16 protein-coding genes are annotated in these 19053 nt (G+C 33.1%); 13 read left to right on the top strand and 3 right to left on the bottom strand.

Annotated elements, in window-relative coordinates; genetic code table 11:
- Positions 1-108: 108 nt before the first annotated feature.
- Positions 109-1947: an asparagine synthase (glutamine-hydrolyzing) gene (asnB, locus tag WMO18_RS01135; RefSeq protein WP_211147185.1), complete on the bottom strand. Its 1839-nt coding sequence runs from the start codon at positions 1945-1947 to the stop codon at positions 109-111.
- Positions 1935-2717 carry a hypothetical protein gene (locus WMO18_RS01130; protein ID WP_211147184.1) on the bottom strand — a complete coding sequence of 261 codons (783 nt, stop codon included), beginning with the start codon at positions 2715-2717 and terminating at the stop codon, positions 1935-1937. Before WMO18_RS01130 ends, asnB begins: the two co-directional genes overlap by 13 nt.
- Before the next feature lie 109 nt (positions 2718-2826).
- On the opposite strand from WMO18_RS01130, the gene WMO18_RS01125 reads away from it, so the two are divergent.
- The 6 genes from WMO18_RS01125 to recG all read left to right on the top strand — a co-directional run bounded on the left by WMO18_RS01125 (position 2827) and on the right by recG (position 9697).
- Positions 2827-3333, top strand: a complete 507-nt coding sequence (locus WMO18_RS01125; protein WP_367286237.1) for a YabP/YqfC family sporulation protein — start codon at positions 2827-2829, stop codon at positions 3331-3333.
- Between the two features lie 8 nt (positions 3334-3341).
- On the top strand, positions 3342-4535 hold the full coding sequence (locus WMO18_RS01120; protein WP_367286236.1) for a sporulation protein YqfD: 1194 nt from the start codon (positions 3342-3344) through the stop codon (positions 4533-4535).
- A gap of 97 nt (positions 4536-4632) precedes the next feature.
- Positions 4633-5409, top strand: a complete 777-nt coding sequence (locus tag WMO18_RS01115) for a TIGR00282 family metallophosphoesterase (RefSeq protein WP_211147589.1) — start codon at positions 4633-4635, stop codon at positions 5407-5409.
- A gap of 92 nt (positions 5410-5501) precedes the next feature.
- Entirely contained in the window at positions 5502-5765 is a 264-nt protein-coding gene (locus WMO18_RS01110; RefSeq protein ID WP_022506299.1) for a stage V sporulation protein S, read from the top strand.
- Positions 5766-5931: 166 nt separating this feature from the next.
- On the top strand, positions 5932-7572 hold the full coding sequence (locus tag WMO18_RS01105; RefSeq protein WP_211147588.1) for a DAK2 domain-containing protein: 1641 nt from the start codon (positions 5932-5934) through the stop codon (positions 7570-7572).
- Positions 7573-7639: 67 nt separating this feature from the next.
- Positions 7640-9697 (top strand): ATP-dependent DNA helicase RecG, encoded by a 2058-nt coding sequence (gene recG / locus WMO18_RS01100; protein WP_211147587.1) that lies wholly within the window; start codon positions 7640-7642, stop codon positions 9695-9697.
- Positions 9698-9765: 68 nt separating this feature from the next.
- Here the strand turns inward: recG and WMO18_RS01095 are convergent, their stop codons facing one another.
- Positions 9766-10452, bottom strand: a complete 687-nt coding sequence (locus WMO18_RS01095) for a metallophosphoesterase (protein WP_211147586.1) — start codon at positions 10450-10452, stop codon at positions 9766-9768.
- 95 nt (positions 10453-10547) lie between these two features.
- Here WMO18_RS01095 and WMO18_RS01090 point away from each other — a divergent pair, with 95 nt between their 5' ends.
- The 7 genes from WMO18_RS01090 (at position 10548) to dnaG (ending at position 19048) form a co-directional block, all read left to right on the top strand.
- Positions 10548-11921, top strand: coding sequence for a D-alanyl-D-alanine carboxypeptidase family protein (locus WMO18_RS01090; RefSeq protein WP_211147585.1), 1374 nt, complete (start codon positions 10548-10550; stop codon positions 11919-11921).
- 21 nt (positions 11922-11942) lie between these two features.
- Positions 11943-13100, top strand: coding sequence for a hypothetical protein (locus WMO18_RS01085; protein ID WP_367286235.1), 1158 nt, complete (start codon positions 11943-11945; stop codon positions 13098-13100).
- A gap of 299 nt (positions 13101-13399) precedes the next feature.
- Positions 13400-15340 carry a threonine--tRNA ligase gene (thrS, locus tag WMO18_RS01080; RefSeq protein WP_367286234.1) on the top strand — a complete coding sequence of 647 codons (1941 nt, stop codon included), beginning with the start codon at positions 13400-13402 and terminating at the stop codon, positions 15338-15340.
- Positions 15341-15352: 12 nt separating this feature from the next.
- Positions 15353-16180 (top strand): M15 family metallopeptidase, encoded by an 828-nt coding sequence (locus tag WMO18_RS01075; RefSeq protein WP_367286233.1) that lies wholly within the window; start codon positions 15353-15355, stop codon positions 16178-16180.
- 90 nt (positions 16181-16270) lie between these two features.
- On the top strand, positions 16271-16471 hold the full coding sequence (rpmE, locus tag WMO18_RS01070) for a 50S ribosomal protein L31 (protein ID WP_022506307.1): 201 nt from the start codon (positions 16271-16273) through the stop codon (positions 16469-16471).
- A gap of 54 nt (positions 16472-16525) precedes the next feature.
- Positions 16526-17149, top strand: coding sequence for a YigZ family protein (locus WMO18_RS01065; RefSeq protein ID WP_138156002.1), 624 nt, complete (start codon positions 16526-16528; stop codon positions 17147-17149).
- A 129-nt stretch (positions 17150-17278) separates the two neighbouring features.
- Positions 17279-19048, top strand: a complete 1770-nt coding sequence (gene dnaG / locus WMO18_RS01060; protein ID WP_022505623.1) for a DNA primase — start codon at positions 17279-17281, stop codon at positions 19046-19048.
- Positions 19049-19053 lie beyond the last annotated feature (5 nt).

Raw genomic sequence — 19053 nt, 5'->3', positions numbered from 1 at the left:
TATTTCAACGAATAGTGATTAATTGTGATTGATTTGTAACCAATATGAAAATCAAAAGTGCAAAATAAATCATAAAAAAGCAGAGTTACAAAAACTCTGCTTTCATCTCTATATGTCTATTTCAACATTGTATGTTTTAAACCATTCATCAAGTTCAATAATATAAGCCATAATCTGTGGTGCTCTCATTAATTGACCGTACCATGGTGTTTCTATCTTATCAGGATTATCCATAATATCCTTGATGCCATCTCTGTTAAGTAAAGTGGATAATGCACTTGTTTTGTTTTGTAAAATTTCTTGAACCTTTTTACTGACAATTTCCATATATATAGGATTGTGAGTTTTAGGATAAGGACTTTTCTTTCTCCAACATATTTCATTAGGTAATATGTCCTCAAATGCTTTTCTTACAATACCTTTTTCTCTGCCATCGTAGGCTTTCATTTCCCAAGGCATATTGTAAGCATATTCAACAATTCTATAATCACAGAATGGAACTCTAACTTCAAGACCTGAGTACATACTCATTCTGTCTTTTCTATCAAGTAGGCATTGCATAAAGAAGTAAAAGTTCAACATAAACATTTCTCTCATTCTTGCAGATACTTTTGTGTCACTTCTTAGCTTTTCGGTTCTTCTACAGGTTTGATAGTATCTTTCGTGCACATATTCTTCACCATCTTTTAATAAGCCGGACTTTAGAATTTTTCTTCTTATAGTTTGGTCTTTTGACCAAGGGAAACATTGTTCAAATAAAATATTTTTGTTGTGATACCATGGGTATCCACCAAAAAGTTCATCGGCACATTCACCTGAAAGTGCAACTGTATATTCTTGTTTTATCTTTTTACAGAACAGCAGTAGGGAAGAATCAATATCAGCCATACCCGGTAAATCTCTTGCAACAGTAGCATCATAAAGTGCATCAGCAAGTTGAGGATGATTTAGGATAACTTCATTATGAACACTATGAGTATCCTTAACCATCATTTTAATATAGTCAGCATCTCTGTTAGGTTGAAATAAACTTTTCTTAAAGTATTTATCATTTTCTTCATACTCAACAGAGAAGGTGTGTATTCTGCCTCTGTTCTTTTCTCTGTAGTACATTGATGCAACTTTAGAAATTATTGAACTGTCAAGTCCACCCGATAAGAAGAAACATACCGGCATATCGGAAATTAACTGTCTTTTAATTGAGTCTGTTAGTAAGTATCTTGTTTTCTCAATAGTAGTTTGTAAATCATCTGTATGTTCTTTTGCTTTTAGCTTAAAGTAAAATTCTTTGTGTAGCTTTCCGTTTTTGTATAGAGCCATTTCACCGGGACACAGTTCATTAATATCCTTAAATATACCAACTCCCGGTGTTCTTGCAGGTCCCATAAAGAAAACTTCCATTAAACCTTGTTCATCAACAGTAGGTTTTACCATACCGGTAGCAAGAATAGATTTTATTTCCGAAGCAAAAATTAAGCCACCTTTGTATTGATGATAGAACAAAGGTTTTACACCGATTCTGTCTCTACAAATGAAAAGTTCCTTGCTTTTCATTTCATAAATACCAAAGGCAAAAATACCATTTAACTTTTCAACACATTTCTTTCCCCATTGAATGTAGGATTTTAGTACAACCTCTGTGTCACTTCTTCCTCTAAACTTAAAGCCTTTTGCGATAAGTTTAGTTCTGACTTCTTCAGTATTATATAACTCACCATTATATACAATAGTATATTTTCTGTCTTTGTGTTGTACAGTCATAGGTTGAGTTCCGTTTTCTCTGTCAATAACTACAAGTCGCCTATGTATAAGGGCAATGTCATTTGTAATGTAAGCACCATTCTCATCAGGTCCTCTAGGTATTAATGATTGTGATACTTTGCCGATAACCTCCTTCTTTTCACTAAAGTCAATGTTTTTGTCAAACCATCCTGCTATTCCGCACATAAATTAACCTCCTGATTGTTTTTATGATTTATTGACACTAAGAATATTAATGAAAGAAATATAAGGGCAAAACTTCCCCATATAGTAGAAGAAACCGTTACAGTAGTTTCTTTGTTTATACTTTCAAAGGTTTCTGCCGATATAGGAAAAACTTTTAAGAGAATAAACATTACTACATAAGAAATTAAACCTTGTAAAACTCTCATTAAAAAGAAAAACACTTTGTTAATATGAATATCTTTTATAATTCCAAAAATCTGAAAGTGAACACATATTCCACCAAATCCAATGAAAAAGGCAACACCTTCTATTGATAAAATATGATTGCAATTAATAACACCACTTGTTATTTCTAAAATAATAGAAATCAGTTCGGTATGTATAGGCAAAAGTTTAAGTAAATTGTTTGAAACAATAAAAATTATCACGAAACCACACATTGAAAGTGATGACTTAATACTGCTTTCTGTAGCATTTACAATGCTTTCTCCAAGGCTATAATCACTGCTTTTCTCTATACTATTATATATATAGGGCTTTTTAGACCGTTTATTCAGTATTTTGCAGTTTAAAAATGTAATTAAAAGAACACTAAGATAATTTGCAAATAACAGATAAATACCAAGTGTTTTGTTGCAAAACAAATTTTCTCCAACAAATGTAACTAAAAAACCGGGACCTGCACCAACTAAGCAATAGCTTAAAATTTTAGCCTCACTTTCAGTAATTTTGTTTTCAGAGTATAAAGTAGCAATAGCTTTTCCACCCACAGGAAAACCACCTACTAAACATAAAAGAATAGCTATAAGTCCATTTTTAGATACACCGAAAATTTTACTGACAAAACCTAAATGCTTTGCAATAGGCTGAAAGCAATTTGTGTATATAACAAATGAACTAAGAAAGAAAAATGGAAATAAAGAAGGCAAAAGTACATTACAACATACATCAATACCTTCAATAACACTTTCTTTATATGTACTAGTAAATGTTAGGAGAATGATTATTGTGCCTAAAGAAAACAGAAATATTAAGTTTTTCTTAAAATTAATAAAAGTCTTCACTTTTAATATATATGCAATTAGTCATAAATATAACTTTACTTTCGTAAAAATAAGTGAAAGAGGTGACTTGATGAAGAAAGATTTTGAAAGATTTTTCCCAACAGATTTAACTTCAAACATACCGTTAATAGAAATGACAGGTAATAGAGAAATCACAATTGAGGGTTGTACAGGTGTTTTAAAATATGAAAGTGAAAATATTAAGGTAAATACAAAGTCAATGGTTATATCAGTTAACGGAAGAAGTCTAAAGTTAAAATATCTTTCTTCTTCAGCTTTAGTAATAGAAGGTACTGTGCTAAAAATAGAATTTATATTGTAGGTGAGTAAATGCTGGTAAAGTTAATTCGTTATGTTCGTGGCTATGTTACTTATATTGCCAGAGGAAAATTTACAGAAAGATTAATTAACATTCTTAACCGTCAAGGTTATACATATTGGAATATTGTTCCTTGCAAAGACGGTATTTCTTTTTCTGTTAATGTCAGAGAGTATAAAAGACTAAAAAAATCTTTATATAAAACAGGCATAAAAACAAGGATAAAGAAGAAAGTAGGTTTACCATTTATAATTAAGAAGTATAAAGCAAGGAAAGGTATTTTCATTGGTGCAATAATATTTCTTTTAATAACCTTTACTTTAAGTAAATTTATTTGGGTAACAACTGTAAACGGTAACAACAATGTACCAACTACTAAAATCTTAAATGTTCTAAATGATGTTGGAATTCGTAACGGTGTGTATAAAGAAAATTTGAATTTAAAGGACATTGAAAGAAAAGTGGTAAAGCAACTGCCTGAATTAAGATGGATTTCAATTAACCTAACGGGCTGTAAAGCTGAAGTAGAAGTGAAAGAAAAATATAAAGTACCAAATAAAGTTTTAAAAAATAATCAGCCATCAAACTTAAAATGCAGGAGAGATGCAGTAGTAGTAAAGTCAAGTGTTCTAAAAGGTACACCAATGGTTAAAGTAGGTTCAGCAGTAGTAAAGGGACAAATGCTGGTTAGCGGTGTAGTTGTAAATGGTGAAAGTGAAGAAAATACAGAAACCACAACTACACTTGTACATTCAGTAGGTGAAATTATTGGTAGAACTCATTATGAAAGAACATATAAGATAAAAAAGAAAAGTGAATTTCTCTGTGAAACTGATGAAATGATGAAGAGAAAAAGATGTAATTTACTATGGTTTTCATTTCCTATAGACTTTAATCATATAAAGTACCATACCTATAAATCTACTAAAAAAACTTATTACGGTTATACAAATGATATTGTTTTGCCTTTTTCATTAACAGAAGAATATATTTATAAGTTAGAAAAGAAGAATATTTCTGTAAAAGAATATAAAAAGCAACTGAACAAACTTGCAAAGTTAGAAGAAAAATTTTATTTCCACAACAAAAATATTGAAAAATGTAAATACACCTACCGTCAAGATAAAGATTATTACTATATAGATTGTGATTATCAAGTTACAGAGAATTTATGTGTACAGTCACCAATAATTGTGGGAAATTAAAATACTACTTTTTTATGCAAATGAAGTGTGTTATAATATCTTTATAAATTTAAGGTTGAAAATAATTCACCTATATAAATATAGAAAGTGTGTATATATGAGAATTTTATGTATTGGCGATGTTGTTGGAAAAAACGGTTGTGAGTTTCTAAGGAAGAAACTTCCTTCTTTAAAGAAAATTAAGTCAATAGATTTAACTATATGTAATGGTGAAAATGCAAGTGACGGTAATGGTATTACACCTACTTCTGCTGACCATATTTTTACAAGTGGTGCAGATATTATTACACTTGGTAACCATACATTTAGAAGAAAAGAATTTTATTCTTATCTTGATGAAAAGCCATATATCATCAGACCTGCAAATTTTCCAAACAGTACAACTCCGGGAGTAGGTTACTGTAAATATGATATGGGTAGATTTACTGTTGGTGTAGCTAATGTTATGGGTAATTCATTTATGGATAATATTCTTGATTGTCCATTTAGAACAATGGATAAAGTTCTGGAAGAATTAGATGATTGCAAAATCAAGATTGTTGATTTTCATGCTGAGGCAACAGGTGAAAAGAGAGCAATGGGCTATTACCTAGACGGTAAGGTTACAGCTGTATTTGGCACACATACTCATGTACAAACTGCTGATGAAGAAATTTTACCAAATGGCACAGGTTATATAACTGATGTAGGTATGACAGGTCCTATTAATTCTGTACTTGGTGTTAAACCGGAAATTATTATCAGTAAACTGAGAAATAAACTACCGGAAAGATTTGATTATGCAGATGGTGACTGTAAAATGGATTGTGTTATCTTTGATATTGATGACAAAACAGCAGTAACAAAAGATATCGAGAGAATTGAAATAAGATAATTAATACCAAAATATGTAATAAAGCTCTTGAAATTGCCACGCTAATAAGTTATAATATAACTAAACATTTTTTTGTTGGAGGAAAAAGAATTATGGAAACACTAAAAGTATCTTCAAAATCAGTAACAAATTCTGTTGCAGGTGCAATAGCCGGAGTTATTCGTGAAGAGGGACAGGTAGAAATTCAGGCAGTAGGTGCCGGTGCTACTAACCAAGCAGTAAAGTCAATTGCAGTTGCAAGGTCATATCTAAATGAAGAATGTGACATTGTATGCGTACCATCATTTACAAATGTAGAAATCAATGGTGAAGAACGCACAGCAATGAGTTTTTTAGTAGAAAAAGCGATAAAATAACAACAAAGTGTTGAATAACTATGAAATAACAAAACAACTGGAAACATTTTCTATTTAAAAAGCTGAAATTTTATACAATTATTTTAAGGGCTTGTCTTGTACAAGTCCTTTTTTTGTGTTATAATGGTTAAGAATTTAATTATCGTTAAGGATAGGATGTGATGAGATGATAACAGGTAACGTATTTAGAGATGCCATCATTTCAGGTGCAAATAATATATGTGCTCAAAAACAAGCACTAAATGACTTAAATATTTTCCCTGTACCGGACGGTGATACAGGTACAAATATGTCAATGACAATTTCTGCAGCAGCTAAGGAACTTAAGAAGATAGAAGATGCTCCTATTTCAGAAGTAGCATCCAAGACTGCTTCCTTTATGCTTCGTAACGCCAGAGGTAACTCAGGTGTTATCCTTTCAATTATCTTTAGAGGTTTTGCAAAAGGTCTTAAGGATAAGGAAAAGGCTAATGGTGAGGATTTAGTTGATGCTTTAGGTATTGGTGTTGATGAGGCTTATAAGGCTGTTACTAAACCGGCAGAAGGTACAATCCTTACTGTTGCAAGAATGGCTTATGAAGCCGGTATGAACATTATTACAGAAACAGGCAATGCTACAATCGTTTGGACAGAAGTAGTCAGAGCAGCAGAAGAAGCTCTTGAACTAACACCAAAGTTCTTACCTGTACTTAAAAAAGCAGGTGTTGTTGATGCCGGTGGTAAAGGTTTGTTAGTTATCTTCCAGGGTATGCTTTCTGTAATTGCTGATGATGAGATTATCCCATTTGAAGAAGAAACAGAAGCTAAAACAGATAACTTTGAAAGTGCAGCAGCTCAGTTTGATGAAGTAATTAACTTTACTTATTGTACAGAGTTTATTGTTGGCAGAGATGCTGAGTGTTTAGCAGACCCACAAGACCTAAAGGAATATTTAATGTCAATCGGTGACTGTGTTGTAGTTGTTGATGATGAAGAAATCATTAAGGTTCATGTTCATACTGATAACCCTGGTATGGCACTACAAAAAGGTCTAAAATACGGTCAGCTACTAACTGTTAAAGTTGAAAATATGAAAGAACAGCACAAGAATGCCGGTGCTACAGAAGAAAAAGCACCTAAGCTACAAAAGGCTGAACCAACAGAAGAAATCGGTTTTGTATCAGTTGCAGCCGGTGAAGGTCTTTCTGAACTATTTACAGATATGGGTTGTAACCACATTGTTTCAGGTGGTCAGAGTATGAACCCATCAACTGATGATATTTATGATGCAATTATGGCAACACCTGCAAAGGTAGTTGTTGTACTTCCAAATAACAAGAATATCATTATGGCAGCAGAGCAAGCTGTTGATATGGTAAATGACAGAGAAGTTTATGTAATTCAGTCAAAGACAATTTCTCAAGGTTTAACTGCTCTTATCAACTATGATGAAGATTCTACAGTTGAAGAAAACCTAGAAGTTATGTCTGAGTCAGTTAAGAATGTTGTAACCGGACAGATTACATTTGCTGCCAGAGATAGCGAATTTGGTGGTAAGAAGATTAAAGAAGGAGAGATTATCGGTCTTAAGGACGGCAAACTTTGTGTTTGTGAAAAGTCTTCTCAGAAAGCTCTTCTAAAACTAGCAAAAGAAGTTATCAAAAAGGGTGCATCATTTGTTACTTTGATTTACGGTGAAGATATTACAGAGGAAGAAGCTAACGAGGCTTATGAAGCATTGCTTGAAAAGTACGGTAGCAACATTGATATTTCACTAATCAAGGGTGACCAGCCGGTATATTACTACATTATGGGTGTAGAATATTAATTTAGAAGTTTTAAAAGGGCAGGATTTTTCCTGCCTTTTTTGTTTATAAGATTTTATGAGGTATAATATGGCAAGTCTATTTAAAAAGAAAATTGAATGCCTTAAGGGAATAGGAGAGAAGAGAGCAGAACTTTTTCACAACCTTTCTGTATATTCTGTTGGTGACTTAATTAGATATTATCCTCGTAACTATGAGGATTGGAGCAGTCCTACTCCTATCAAAGAGGCTGAAATCGGTATTAATGTGTGTATTAGGGCAACTGTAGGAACTGCTTTCAAAGTTGGTTTTGCTCGTGGTAGTGGCAAAATGATTTGTAAGGCAATGGCTTATGATGATAGTGGTGCAGTAACTTTGCTTTACTTTAATAATAAATACATTAGCCAAATGATAAAGCAAAATGAAGAATATTTCTTTTTCGGAAAAATAACTCAGGCTAAATCAGGATTACAGATGATTGCACCAACATTTGCAAAGGTCAGTGACGGCACTTCAATTCACCCTATTTATCCCTTAACTGCCGGACTTAATAACCGAATTGTCACCGATGCAGTGAAGAATGCCCTAGACCTTCTACCTAAAAAGGTAAACGACCCATTACCTCAATGGATAAGGGATAAATATAACTTGCAGAGCCTTGACTATGCAATTAGGAAAATTCATTTTCCTCTTGATAGTGACGAACTTTATACTTCAAGAAGAAGACTTGTTTTTGAGGAACTTTTAGTTTTGATATTAGGCCTAAAATTCCTAAAAAGTAATACTAAAGAAGAAAATGGTATTGTTCTCCAAAAGAATTATACTGATGAATTCTTAAGTATGTTGCCGTTTAAACTAACAAATGCACAGAAAAGAACTATTGATGATTGTCTAAATGATATGATAAACAAACGCTCACCAATGAATAGACTTGTTCAAGGTGATGTTGGTTCAGGTAAAACTGCAGTTGCCTCAGCAGTAGCATATAGTGTTATCAAGAATGGCTACCAAGTAGCATTTATGGTACCAACAGAAATTCTAGCTCAACAGCATTTCGAAAGTATTTCAAAATTACTGGAAAATACCGACATTAATGTAGATTTACTAACAGGTTCATTAACTCCTAAAAATAAAAAAATAGCAAGGGAAAAACTTGCTTCGGGAGAAACTAACCTTATTATAGGTACTCATGCATTGTTAACAAAAGATACTGAGTTTAAGTCTTTAGCACTTGCAATAACCGATGAACAACATAGATTCGGTGTAGGTCAAAGATCAACTTTGCTTTCAAAGGGAAATCACCCACACTTAATGGTAATGAGTGCAACACCTATTCCAAGAACTTTGGGACTTATTATCTACGGTGACCTTGATATTTCTATAATTGATGAATTACCACCCGGAAGACAAGTGATTGATACCTTACTGATTGACGGTAAAAAGCGAACAAGAGCATTGGGCTTTATTAAGAAAAATGTTGAAGTAGGTCATCAATGCTATATTGTTTGTCCTTTGGTAGATGAAAGCGAAAACCAAATGCTTAACCTACATTCAGCAGAAATGTATGCAGAAACTTTGAGAAATCATACTGACTTTCAAAATATAAATGTAGGTCTTATTCATGGTAAAATGAAACCTGCCCATAAAGAAAAGGTTATGAATGACTTTAAGGATAACAAAATTCAAGTCCTAGTTTCCACAACAGTAATTGAAGTTGGTGTTGATGTGCCAAATGCAAATATTATTATGATAGAAAATGCTGAAAGGTTTGGTCTTTCTCAACTTCATCAGTTAAGAGGCAGAGTAGGTAGAGGCAGTGAAAAAAGCTATTGTATCTTAGTTTCCGACAATACAACTCACGATACTATTAAAAGACTTGAAACTATGAAACGCACTTCAAACGGTTTTGAAATTGCTGATGAGGACTTGAAACTTAGAGGGCCCGGGGACTTTTTTGGTGAGAAACAACATGGTTTACCTGAAATGAAAATTGCCGATTTAGGCAATATGGAAGATTTAAATGAGGCACAAATGTGTGCTGAAGAAATTCTTAAAAAATCAAGTGACCTAAGTGAAGATGAATATAAAGGCATCAAGGCCGAAATTAACCAACTCTTTGGCAGAGTAGGTGGAGAAAGTTTAAATTAATATATTTCTATAAAAGAAAAAACTGCTTGATTTGTTCAAGCAGTTTTATTTATACATAATGTTTTTAATTAAAAAACTCTGGGTTTTTCTTTTTTATTAACCGGTAGAAGTTCATTAAACACACCAAAATAATTTGGTCTGACTTCTTCGTCAATATGTGCATATCCAAAGAACCATTTGTCAAAGGTAACTTGTTCTGCAATTTGTTCAAGGTAAATATTAACTGCATTAGGTTCCAAGTCCGGATTAATAATACCTTTAATTTGAGTAGGTGGTTCGTGAGTAATAATGTAATCCAACTTACCACCAAATTTATTAAGTTGTTTTGCACCTTCAATAAATTCTTCCTTGCTAGGCATTTCCCTTTCGAACCACATATTAATGTCAAGCATTTTTTGCAAATCTCTGCTAACTCCACCACCAAAGGTGAAGATGCCTTTCTTTTCTATAATATATACTTGACCTCTCAATAAATGATAAATGTTGTGTGCAATTTTTCTAGCTTTGGCACCACCAAATTTTACGATAGGGTACTTTTCTATCATATTAAAATTTTCGTGAGTACCGTCAACAAAAAGTATTTTATATGGTTGTCTCATTAAAAATTTCAGATTTTCAATTTCTTGCCTACTGTTGTTCCAGAAGAAACCAAAGTCACCTGTAATTATTAAGTAATCATTCTTTTTTAGCTTTTTTATTTCTTTTCTTTTAAAGAAAGAAATATCTCCATGCTTATCTCCGGTTATGTAAATCAAAAAGTATCACCTAAAATTTAAAATTTTGATTGAAAGTAAATCAGTTTTGTAGTATAGTATATATGATATATTAACATATAAGAGGTATTTTTTCTATGAAAAAAAGAATTTTTTCAATAATTTCAGTAATTTTAGTTACATTCGTTTTGTGTTCATCACTTGCTTTACCGGTAAGTGCAACAACTTCTTCTAATATTAATAAGGACTCGGCAACTATTTCTAACTTTGATTTTGGTTGTAATGTAAAGACAAAGTCAGAAACAGTTTTGCTTGTAAACCTAGATACAGGTGTTACAGTATATAGTAAGAATGCTGATGTAAAGAGATACCCTGCGTCTCTAACAAAGATTATGACTTATGTAGTAGTTGCCGAAAATGTAAGTGACTTTACTCAGAAGGTTAAGATTAAGGAAAGTGTCCTAAAGCCACTGGAAGGTACAGGTAGTTCACAGTCTGCCGTTTCCGATAATATAGGTAAGTCCTTTACTATTGAACAGTTACTAAAGTGTCTGATGATTTCTTCCGGTAATGATGCAGCCCTTGTACTTGCTGACTATGTTGGTGGTGAAGGTGGTGTTACTCACTTTGTTCAGATGATGAATGATAAGGCTAAGGAACTTAAGTGTAAGAACACTCATTTTGTAAACCCTCATGGTCTACATGACCCTAACCACTATACAACTGCCGAAGATATATATAAGATTGCAAGTTATGCACTTATGCTACCTGAATTCTCAGATATTACAAATACAATTTCCTATACAATCGGTGATACATATTATTCATCAACTAACCACCTAATTGACTCAACTACTGAGTATTATTATCAGTATGCCAAGGGTATCAAGACAGGTACAACCGATCAGGCAGGTCGTTGCTTAGTTACTCAGGCAGTAGCTGATGGTTATAGTTATATGGCAGTTCTTATGAAAGCACCATATAACGAAGAACAAGGTATTGATGAATATTATAATATGGAAGATGCAGCAGCTTTGTTCCGTTGGGCATTCCAAAATATTGAACTTAAAGAAATTGTTTCAAGAGAAACTCCTGTATGTGAAGAAAAGGTAGATTTGTCTTGGAATAAAAATTCTATTCAGTTAAGTGCAGAAGATGACTTCAATATTCTTCTACCAAGCAGTGTTAAGGATAAAGAAATTACTATCAAAACAGATGTTCCTGACTCAATAGATGCACCTATTAAAGAAGGTGACTATGTAGGTAAAGCATCAGTTTATTATAAAGGTGAAAAGGTTTCTACCTTTAACCTTGTAGCTGATGAAACAGTAGAGAGAAGTACCCTTCTTTATGTGCTTGATATTTTGAAAAATGTATTTACTTCAATCTACTTTATTATTGCAGCAATTATTGTTGTAATCCTATTTGCAATTTATCTATTTGTTGTTGTTAAACATAACAGACAGAAAAAGTCAAAGAAGAGAAGAGTAAAGCATTATCGTGATATGTAATAACTTATAAAGGATATTTTTATGAAGTATAAGAAGATGTGGTTTACATTAATACCTACAATTTTGTTAATGTTAATAACTAAAGTGTATCAAATTTATACAGAACAAACCGGAAACAGTATTTTTGGCAATGACAATATAATTGCATCATATGTTACAATAGGACTTGTTTTTGTTCAATTTATTATTTTGTTTATTATGTCTGTTACTGATAAAAAGACTGCTTCTGTATATAATTATAAGAAGAATACATTTGCAGGTTCAATGTGTTTATTTTCAGCAGTAGCACTTATAGTTGATGTTTGTTGTTACTTGCCGTCAATCTTAATTTACAAGAATTATACTTCAACTACACTTTTAAATATTATCCTTTCTTGTGTTGCAGCTTTTGGCTTATTCTTACTTAGCTGGACTCATATTAGTGGCAAAAAACCACCATCAACTGTTTCACTGTTAATGTTAACAGTACCTTTATGGTGCGTTGTAAAATTGTTTACTGCTTTAACAGAGAACAGTGCAAGCTCAGTTGTAATGACAGATGTACTTGATTTGTTTATCTATCTTTTCTTGTCACTGTATTTACTTTCAGCTACTTCAATAATTTCAATGTTAAACCAAAAAAATTATGTGAAAGAGATTGTTCTTTTTGGTATTCCTTTAGTTTCAGTACTTGTAACATATGATGTTCAAATTGTGACAAAACTGATTCTTAACGGTTATACAAGTGGTTATTATATGGAAATCATCAAAGCTTGTGAGTTAACTTTATTTGCTTTGTATGCAGTAGCTTTTATGTTAGAAATCTCAAAGTATAGTAAAAATAAAGATGAAGTTAGAATTATTGAGTCACAGGAAGAAATCCTTGAACTTAATGAAGAAATCCGTAATCAAAAGCTAAAAAGCTTTGAGAAACTCCAAGCTAAAGAGCGTAAGAACGGTAATCTATACATCACTCACGACAGTAGTTTTCAGTCTATTGATACCAAAGATAGTGGGTATTTCCCAACAGGTGCAACCTATGGTAAGTATGTTGAGGACTATCCTGTAGTATCAGGTAGTGATGAAAACGACAAGGGATTTACAACAGAAGAAAAAATTTCTAATGTTGATAGACTTATTCTGGAAATCACTTCCGGTAAAAATGATAAAGATTTATCTCCGGAAGATGAAGAAAATTAAAAATAGTAATTGACAATAGAAAATTAAAGTGATAATATAAATTTAAAGCGTTGAGAAGGACACGATTATCAGCCACCGAATCAAGAGAGTTTTGCTTATTAGCTGTAAGGCAAAATATTTAGGAGCTTTTAGTTACTACCTTTGAGTGTATGTAGGAAATGACATACCGGTTAACTCCGTTAAAGGTAAATGAGGGTTTTTATACCGAACTTGGGTGGAACCACGATTTAGTTTATATCGTCCCAATATTCTTTTATAGAATATTGGGACTTTTATTTTTATACAAAGGAGAAATCAATATGGTTAGTGTAAAACTAAGAAATGACGTTAAGAAATTTGAAAATGGCACAACACCATACGAAATTGTAAAAGGTTTCGGAGGAGGCTTTTTTAAGCAAGTTTGTGCTTGTAAGATAGATGGTGAGGTTTATGACCTTCGTACCCCAATTAATAATGATTGTACTTTAGACTTTTTAACTTTTGATGATCCGGATGGCAAGAAAGCATTTTGGCATACTGCTTCTCATGTACTTGCTCAAGCAGTTAAAAGACTTTACCCAAATGCAAAGTGTGCAATCGGTCCTGCAATTGATACAGGTTTCTACTATGACTTTGATGTAGAAAAGCCATTCTCACAGGAAGACCTAGACAAGATTACTGCAGAAATGAAGAAGATTGTTAAGAGTAAAATCAAACTTGAAAAGTTTGAACTTTCTCCTCAGGATGCAATCAAAAAGTTAGAAGAAATGAATGAACCTTATAAGGTAGAACTTTGTAAGGAACATGCCGATAAGAACGAACCTATTTCTTTCTATCAGCAGGATGAATTTGTTGACCTATGTGCAGGTCCTCACCTAATGGATGTATCAGTTCTAAAGGCTGTTGCTTTAACAAACTGTACTGGTGCTTATTGGAGAGGTGATTCCAACAACCATCAGCTATGCAGAGTTTATGGTATTGCTTTCCCTAAGGCATCAATGCTTGACGAATACCTGGAAATGATGGAAGAAGCAAAGTCAAGAGACCACAATAAGCTAGGTCGTGAACTTGAACTATTTACAACAGTTGATTGTATCGGTCAGGGTTTACCTGTACTTCTACCTAAGGGTGCAAAGATTGTTCAGATTTTACAGAGATGGATTGAAGATGAAGAAGCAAAGCGTGGTTGGCAGTTAACAAAGACACCTTTAATGGCTAAGTCTGATCTATATAAAATCTCAGGTCACTGGGATCATTACAAAGACGGTATGTTTGTACTTGGTGATGAAGAAAAAGATGATGAAGTATTTGCACTTCGACCAATGACTTGTCCTTTCCAGTATCAAGTTTTCCTAAACAGACAGCGTTCATATCGTGACCTACCAATGAGATTGTCAGAAACTTCAACTCTATTTAGAAATGAAGCATCAGGCGAAATGCATGGCCTTATTCGTGTAAGACAGTTCACAATTTCAGAAGGTCACTTAATGTGTACACCTGACCAGCTTGAAGATGAATTTGCTCAGTGCCTAGATTTAGTTAAATATACACTGAAGACACTAGGTCTATATGAAGATGTTTCTTATCGTTTCTCACAGTGGGATCCTGAAAATACAGAAAAGTATATTGGTACTGCTGAAGATTGGGATGAAGCACAGGGCGTTATGAAGAAGATTCTTGATGACCTGGAAATTTCTTATTCAGTAGGTAAGGGCGAAGCTGCTTTCTATGGTCCAAAGCTAGATGTACAGATTAAGAATGTATTTGGTAAGGAAGATACTCTAATCACAATCCAGATTGACCAGTTCCTAGCTGAAAAGTTTGGTATGGAATATGTTGATAAGGATGGTCAGAAGAAGAACCCTTATATCATTCACCGTACATCAGTAGGTTGCTACGAAAGAACATTAGCACTATTAATCGAAAAATATGCCGGTGCATTCCCACTATGGTTAGCACCTGTTCAGGTAAAACTTTTACCAATTGCCGACAGACATCTTGACTACATTTATGAAGTTAAGAAACAGCTAGAAGCTAAGGGTATCAGATGCGAAGTTGATGACCGTTCAGAAAAGATTGGTTACAAGATTCGTTCAGCACAGTTAGAGAAGATTCCTTATATGATTCTTGTTGGTGACAAGGATATTGAAAACAACTGTATTTCTGTTCGTCATCGTAAACAAGGTGACCTTGGTTCAATGAGTGTTGAAAAGTTCTTAACAGATGCACTTGAAGAAATCAATTCTAAAGAAATTAAGTAATAATTTTACGAGGTGAAAATCTTGCAAGATAAATCCAAAGGAAGACATGGTGGCAGTACAAAGCCGGAAGGCTTTTATACCGGAAAAGATAAACACTATGTTTATGGAGATAATACCCCTAGGAAAAAGGGAAATGCAATTAATATTTTGTTCTATGTTTTACCTATCGTTATGGTTGTGATTTTAGCCTTAGGTTCATTCCTAAGTTACTATGCCTATGTTTCCTCATCAAAAGGTGAGGAAACTGTGGTAAAGTCCAACGATGACTATATCTCAAAGGAACAACAAAAGACTTTATACAAAATTGTTAGTGTTGCTGACCCATTGGAAAGAAACTATGTACCAACAACAAAAGATTTTGGTGGTGTAAAGGTTAGCACAATGATTTACGATTCACTAGACAAAATGGTAAATGCTGCTAAAAAAGATGGTATTGACCTGAAGATTAGAAGAGGTTATGTTTCATATGATGACCAACATACTCTCTATAGTGGATATGTAAACACTTTGCTTAACACTGGTAAATATACCCAAACAAAAGCCGAGTCAATTGCCAATAGAAGAATTGCAGATAGTGGCAATAGTGAAAGACAACTTGGTCTTTCTGTTGAGTTTGATAGCGAAAAGAGAAGTACTTTCAACAAAACTAAGGCTTATCAATGGTTAATTAAGTACGGTGCAGAGTATGGCTTTATCCAAAGATATACTAAAGAAAATGAGCAGGTAACTGCAATGGACTCTGACTATACTTTGTGGAGATATGTTGGCAAAAACAATTCTCTTTTAGCCAGAAAACTTGGTCTAAATTTCAATACTTTAATTGATTATTTAGAAAGTTAAAATTTTTTTGAAAAAACACTTGCATTTTCAGGATTTATGTTGTATAATCTAAACTGTTATTTACGGTTTCAGCGAAAGAGGTGAAATGAAATGAAGGAAAGTATCCATCCAGATTATAAGCAGACAACAATTACTTGTGCTTGTGGTAATGTAATCGAAACAGGTTCAACAAAGGAAAATATCAGAGTTGAAATTTGTTCAAAGTGCCATCCTTTCTTTACAGGTAAGCAGAAGCTCGTTGATACCGGCGGACGTGTTGATAGATTTAAGAAGCGTTTTGGTATGAAATAATTTTGTAATTGTTGAGGCGGTACATTTAGTGTACCGCCTGTTTTTTTAATTGTTATGGAAGATTTTTATTATACTACAAAAGAAGAAAATCAAGCTGAGTTTGTTGAGAAGCACAGCCGTTTTATAGGCTATTGTAAACCGATTTCAACAGAACAGGAAGCTATTGATTTTATTAACGAAAAGCGTAAGAAACATTATGATGCTACTCATAATGTTTATGCATATAGCTTAAAGAATGATTTTATTAAGCGTTATTCTGATGACGGAGAACCTCAGGGTACTGCCGGTGTACCTGTCCTTGATGTGCTTAACAAAAATAATGTGGTAAATACCGTAATAGTTGTTACCCGTTATTTTGGTGGTATTATGCTTGGTGCAGGTGGACTGGTCAGAGCATATAGCCATGGTGCAAAGATTGCTCTTGATGCCTCCAAGATTCTTCGTATGGAAAAATGCTATAATTGTTCTGTTACTTTGAGTTACGATTTTTACGGAAAACTTTCCGGACTTATTCCGGAGTGTGGTGGTATTATTGATGACTCAAATTTTCTGGAAAATGTTATTATCAGTTTTCATATTCCAATAAATGAACTTGGATTTTTTAACAAAAAACTTGCTGATGCAACAAATGGAAAGATAGAAGTAGAAGTTGTTAATGAAGATTATTTTCCTATGTAACAACATATTTTTCTAATAAAATCTGTTTTTTCAAAAATATTTTTAAAAATTTTGAAAAAATAAAGGAATAATATAAATTTTGTTGTATATAATAGTGTAGGTTTTACAACTATTGAAAGGAGTGTTATTTTGCCATTACCGGAAAGCTTTTTGCAAGAACTAAAAATGCGTAGTGACCTTACGGAACTTGCATCAAATTATATTTCTCTAAAGCGTAAGGGTAGGAATATGGTAGGACTTTGTCCTTTTCATGGCGAAAAAACACCATCTTTTAATATTTATACCGAAAATAATTCTTTTTATTGCTTTGGTTGTGGTGCCGGTGGTGATGTAATTACCTTTATAATGAAGATTGAAAATCTTGATTATATTGAGGCTGTTAAATTTTTAGCCGAAAGAGCTGGACTTAATATGCCGGAAGAAAGTAATTATGATGATTCTATGGCAAACCTTAAGAAAAGAATTTATGAGGCTAATAGAGAAACTGCAAGATTTTTCCATAGATGTCTGTACAGTCCTTTAGGTAAGGAAGGCTTAGATTACCTTTATAGCAGAGGACTAACTGACAAAACTATCAGACATTTTGGTTTAGGTTTTGCTCCTAATGACCACTTTGCACTTTCAAATTATCTAAGGAAAAAAGGTTTTAAGGATAACGAACTTATAAGTGCTAACCTTGTTTACAAGAACAAAAGTGGTAACGGTACAAACGATAGATTTTATAACCGAGTTATGTTTCCTATTATAGATGTAAGGGGAAATGTGATTGCCTTTGGTGGTAGAATTATGACTGACCAAAAGCCTAAGTACCTTAACACAAGCGATACACCTGTATTTAGTAAAAGTAATAATTTATTTTCACTTAATAATGCTAAGAAAAATCAGGACAGAACCCTTATTTTGTGTGAGGGTTATATGGATGTTATTGCAGTAAATCAAGCCGGTTTTCAGAACGCAGTTGCTACCTTAGGTACTGCATTAACCAGTCAACAAGCATCTGTTATGAAGCGTTATGCCGATGATGTTATCATTTGTTATGATGCCGATGAAGCAGGTCAAAAAGCAACCCAAAGAGCCATTGGAATTCTCAGAAGAACAGGACTTAACATAAGAGTCCTTACAGTTCCTGATGGTAAAGACCCTGATGAATTTATCAGAAAACATGGTGATAATGGTGGTGCTGCTTTCTATAATTTGGTGAATGGTAGCTTTAATGATGTTGAGTATCAGCTATCAAAAGTAAGAAAAAAATATGACCTAAAACTGGCAGACCAAAGAGTTAAATATGTCAATGAAGCAATTAATATAATTGCTAAAATAGATGATGATGTAGAACGAGATGTTTACAGCTCTAAGTTAGCTGATGAAACAGGTGTTCATACAGAGTCAATTTCTAATTCTCTAAAGAGAGTTAGAAGTAAAATTAAATATAGCAATAGAAAAGAAGAATTTAGAAAAATCAGAACTAATCTTTCAGGCAGAGAAGACAAAATAAACTTGCAACATAAGGATAAGCCAAGGGCAACTATTGCCGAAGAAATGTTATTATCATATATGGTTAATCATCCTGAGGTTGAACAGTATATTTATTCAAGAGTGCCTAATGATTCATTTGTCACAGATTTTAACAAAAAGCTATATGGTTATTTTGTTAACAGAATTGAGGGTGGTTATGAGCCATTAACTTCTCTAAACGAGGATTTTACTTTTGATGAAATAAATAAAATCTATTCTATTGTCAATAAAACAATAGACAAAAATCCTACTCAACAAGCTCTGGATGAGTACATAAGTGTTATCTTTGAGGAAAAGGGTAAGTTGTCAAAGGAACAAATCGCAAACACATCACTTGATGAGTTTAGTCAGCAGATTAATAATCTGAAGAAGAAACGAGAATAAGGAGA

Origin of the sequence: Ruminococcoides intestinihominis, assembly GCF_040096285.1 — a bacterium.
GTDB classification, from domain to species: domain Bacteria; phylum Bacillota; class Clostridia; order Oscillospirales; family Acutalibacteraceae; genus Ruminococcoides; species Ruminococcoides intestinihominis.
Note: the sequence above shows the minus strand (reverse complement) of the source record. Positions and strands in the feature narration are given on the sequence as shown.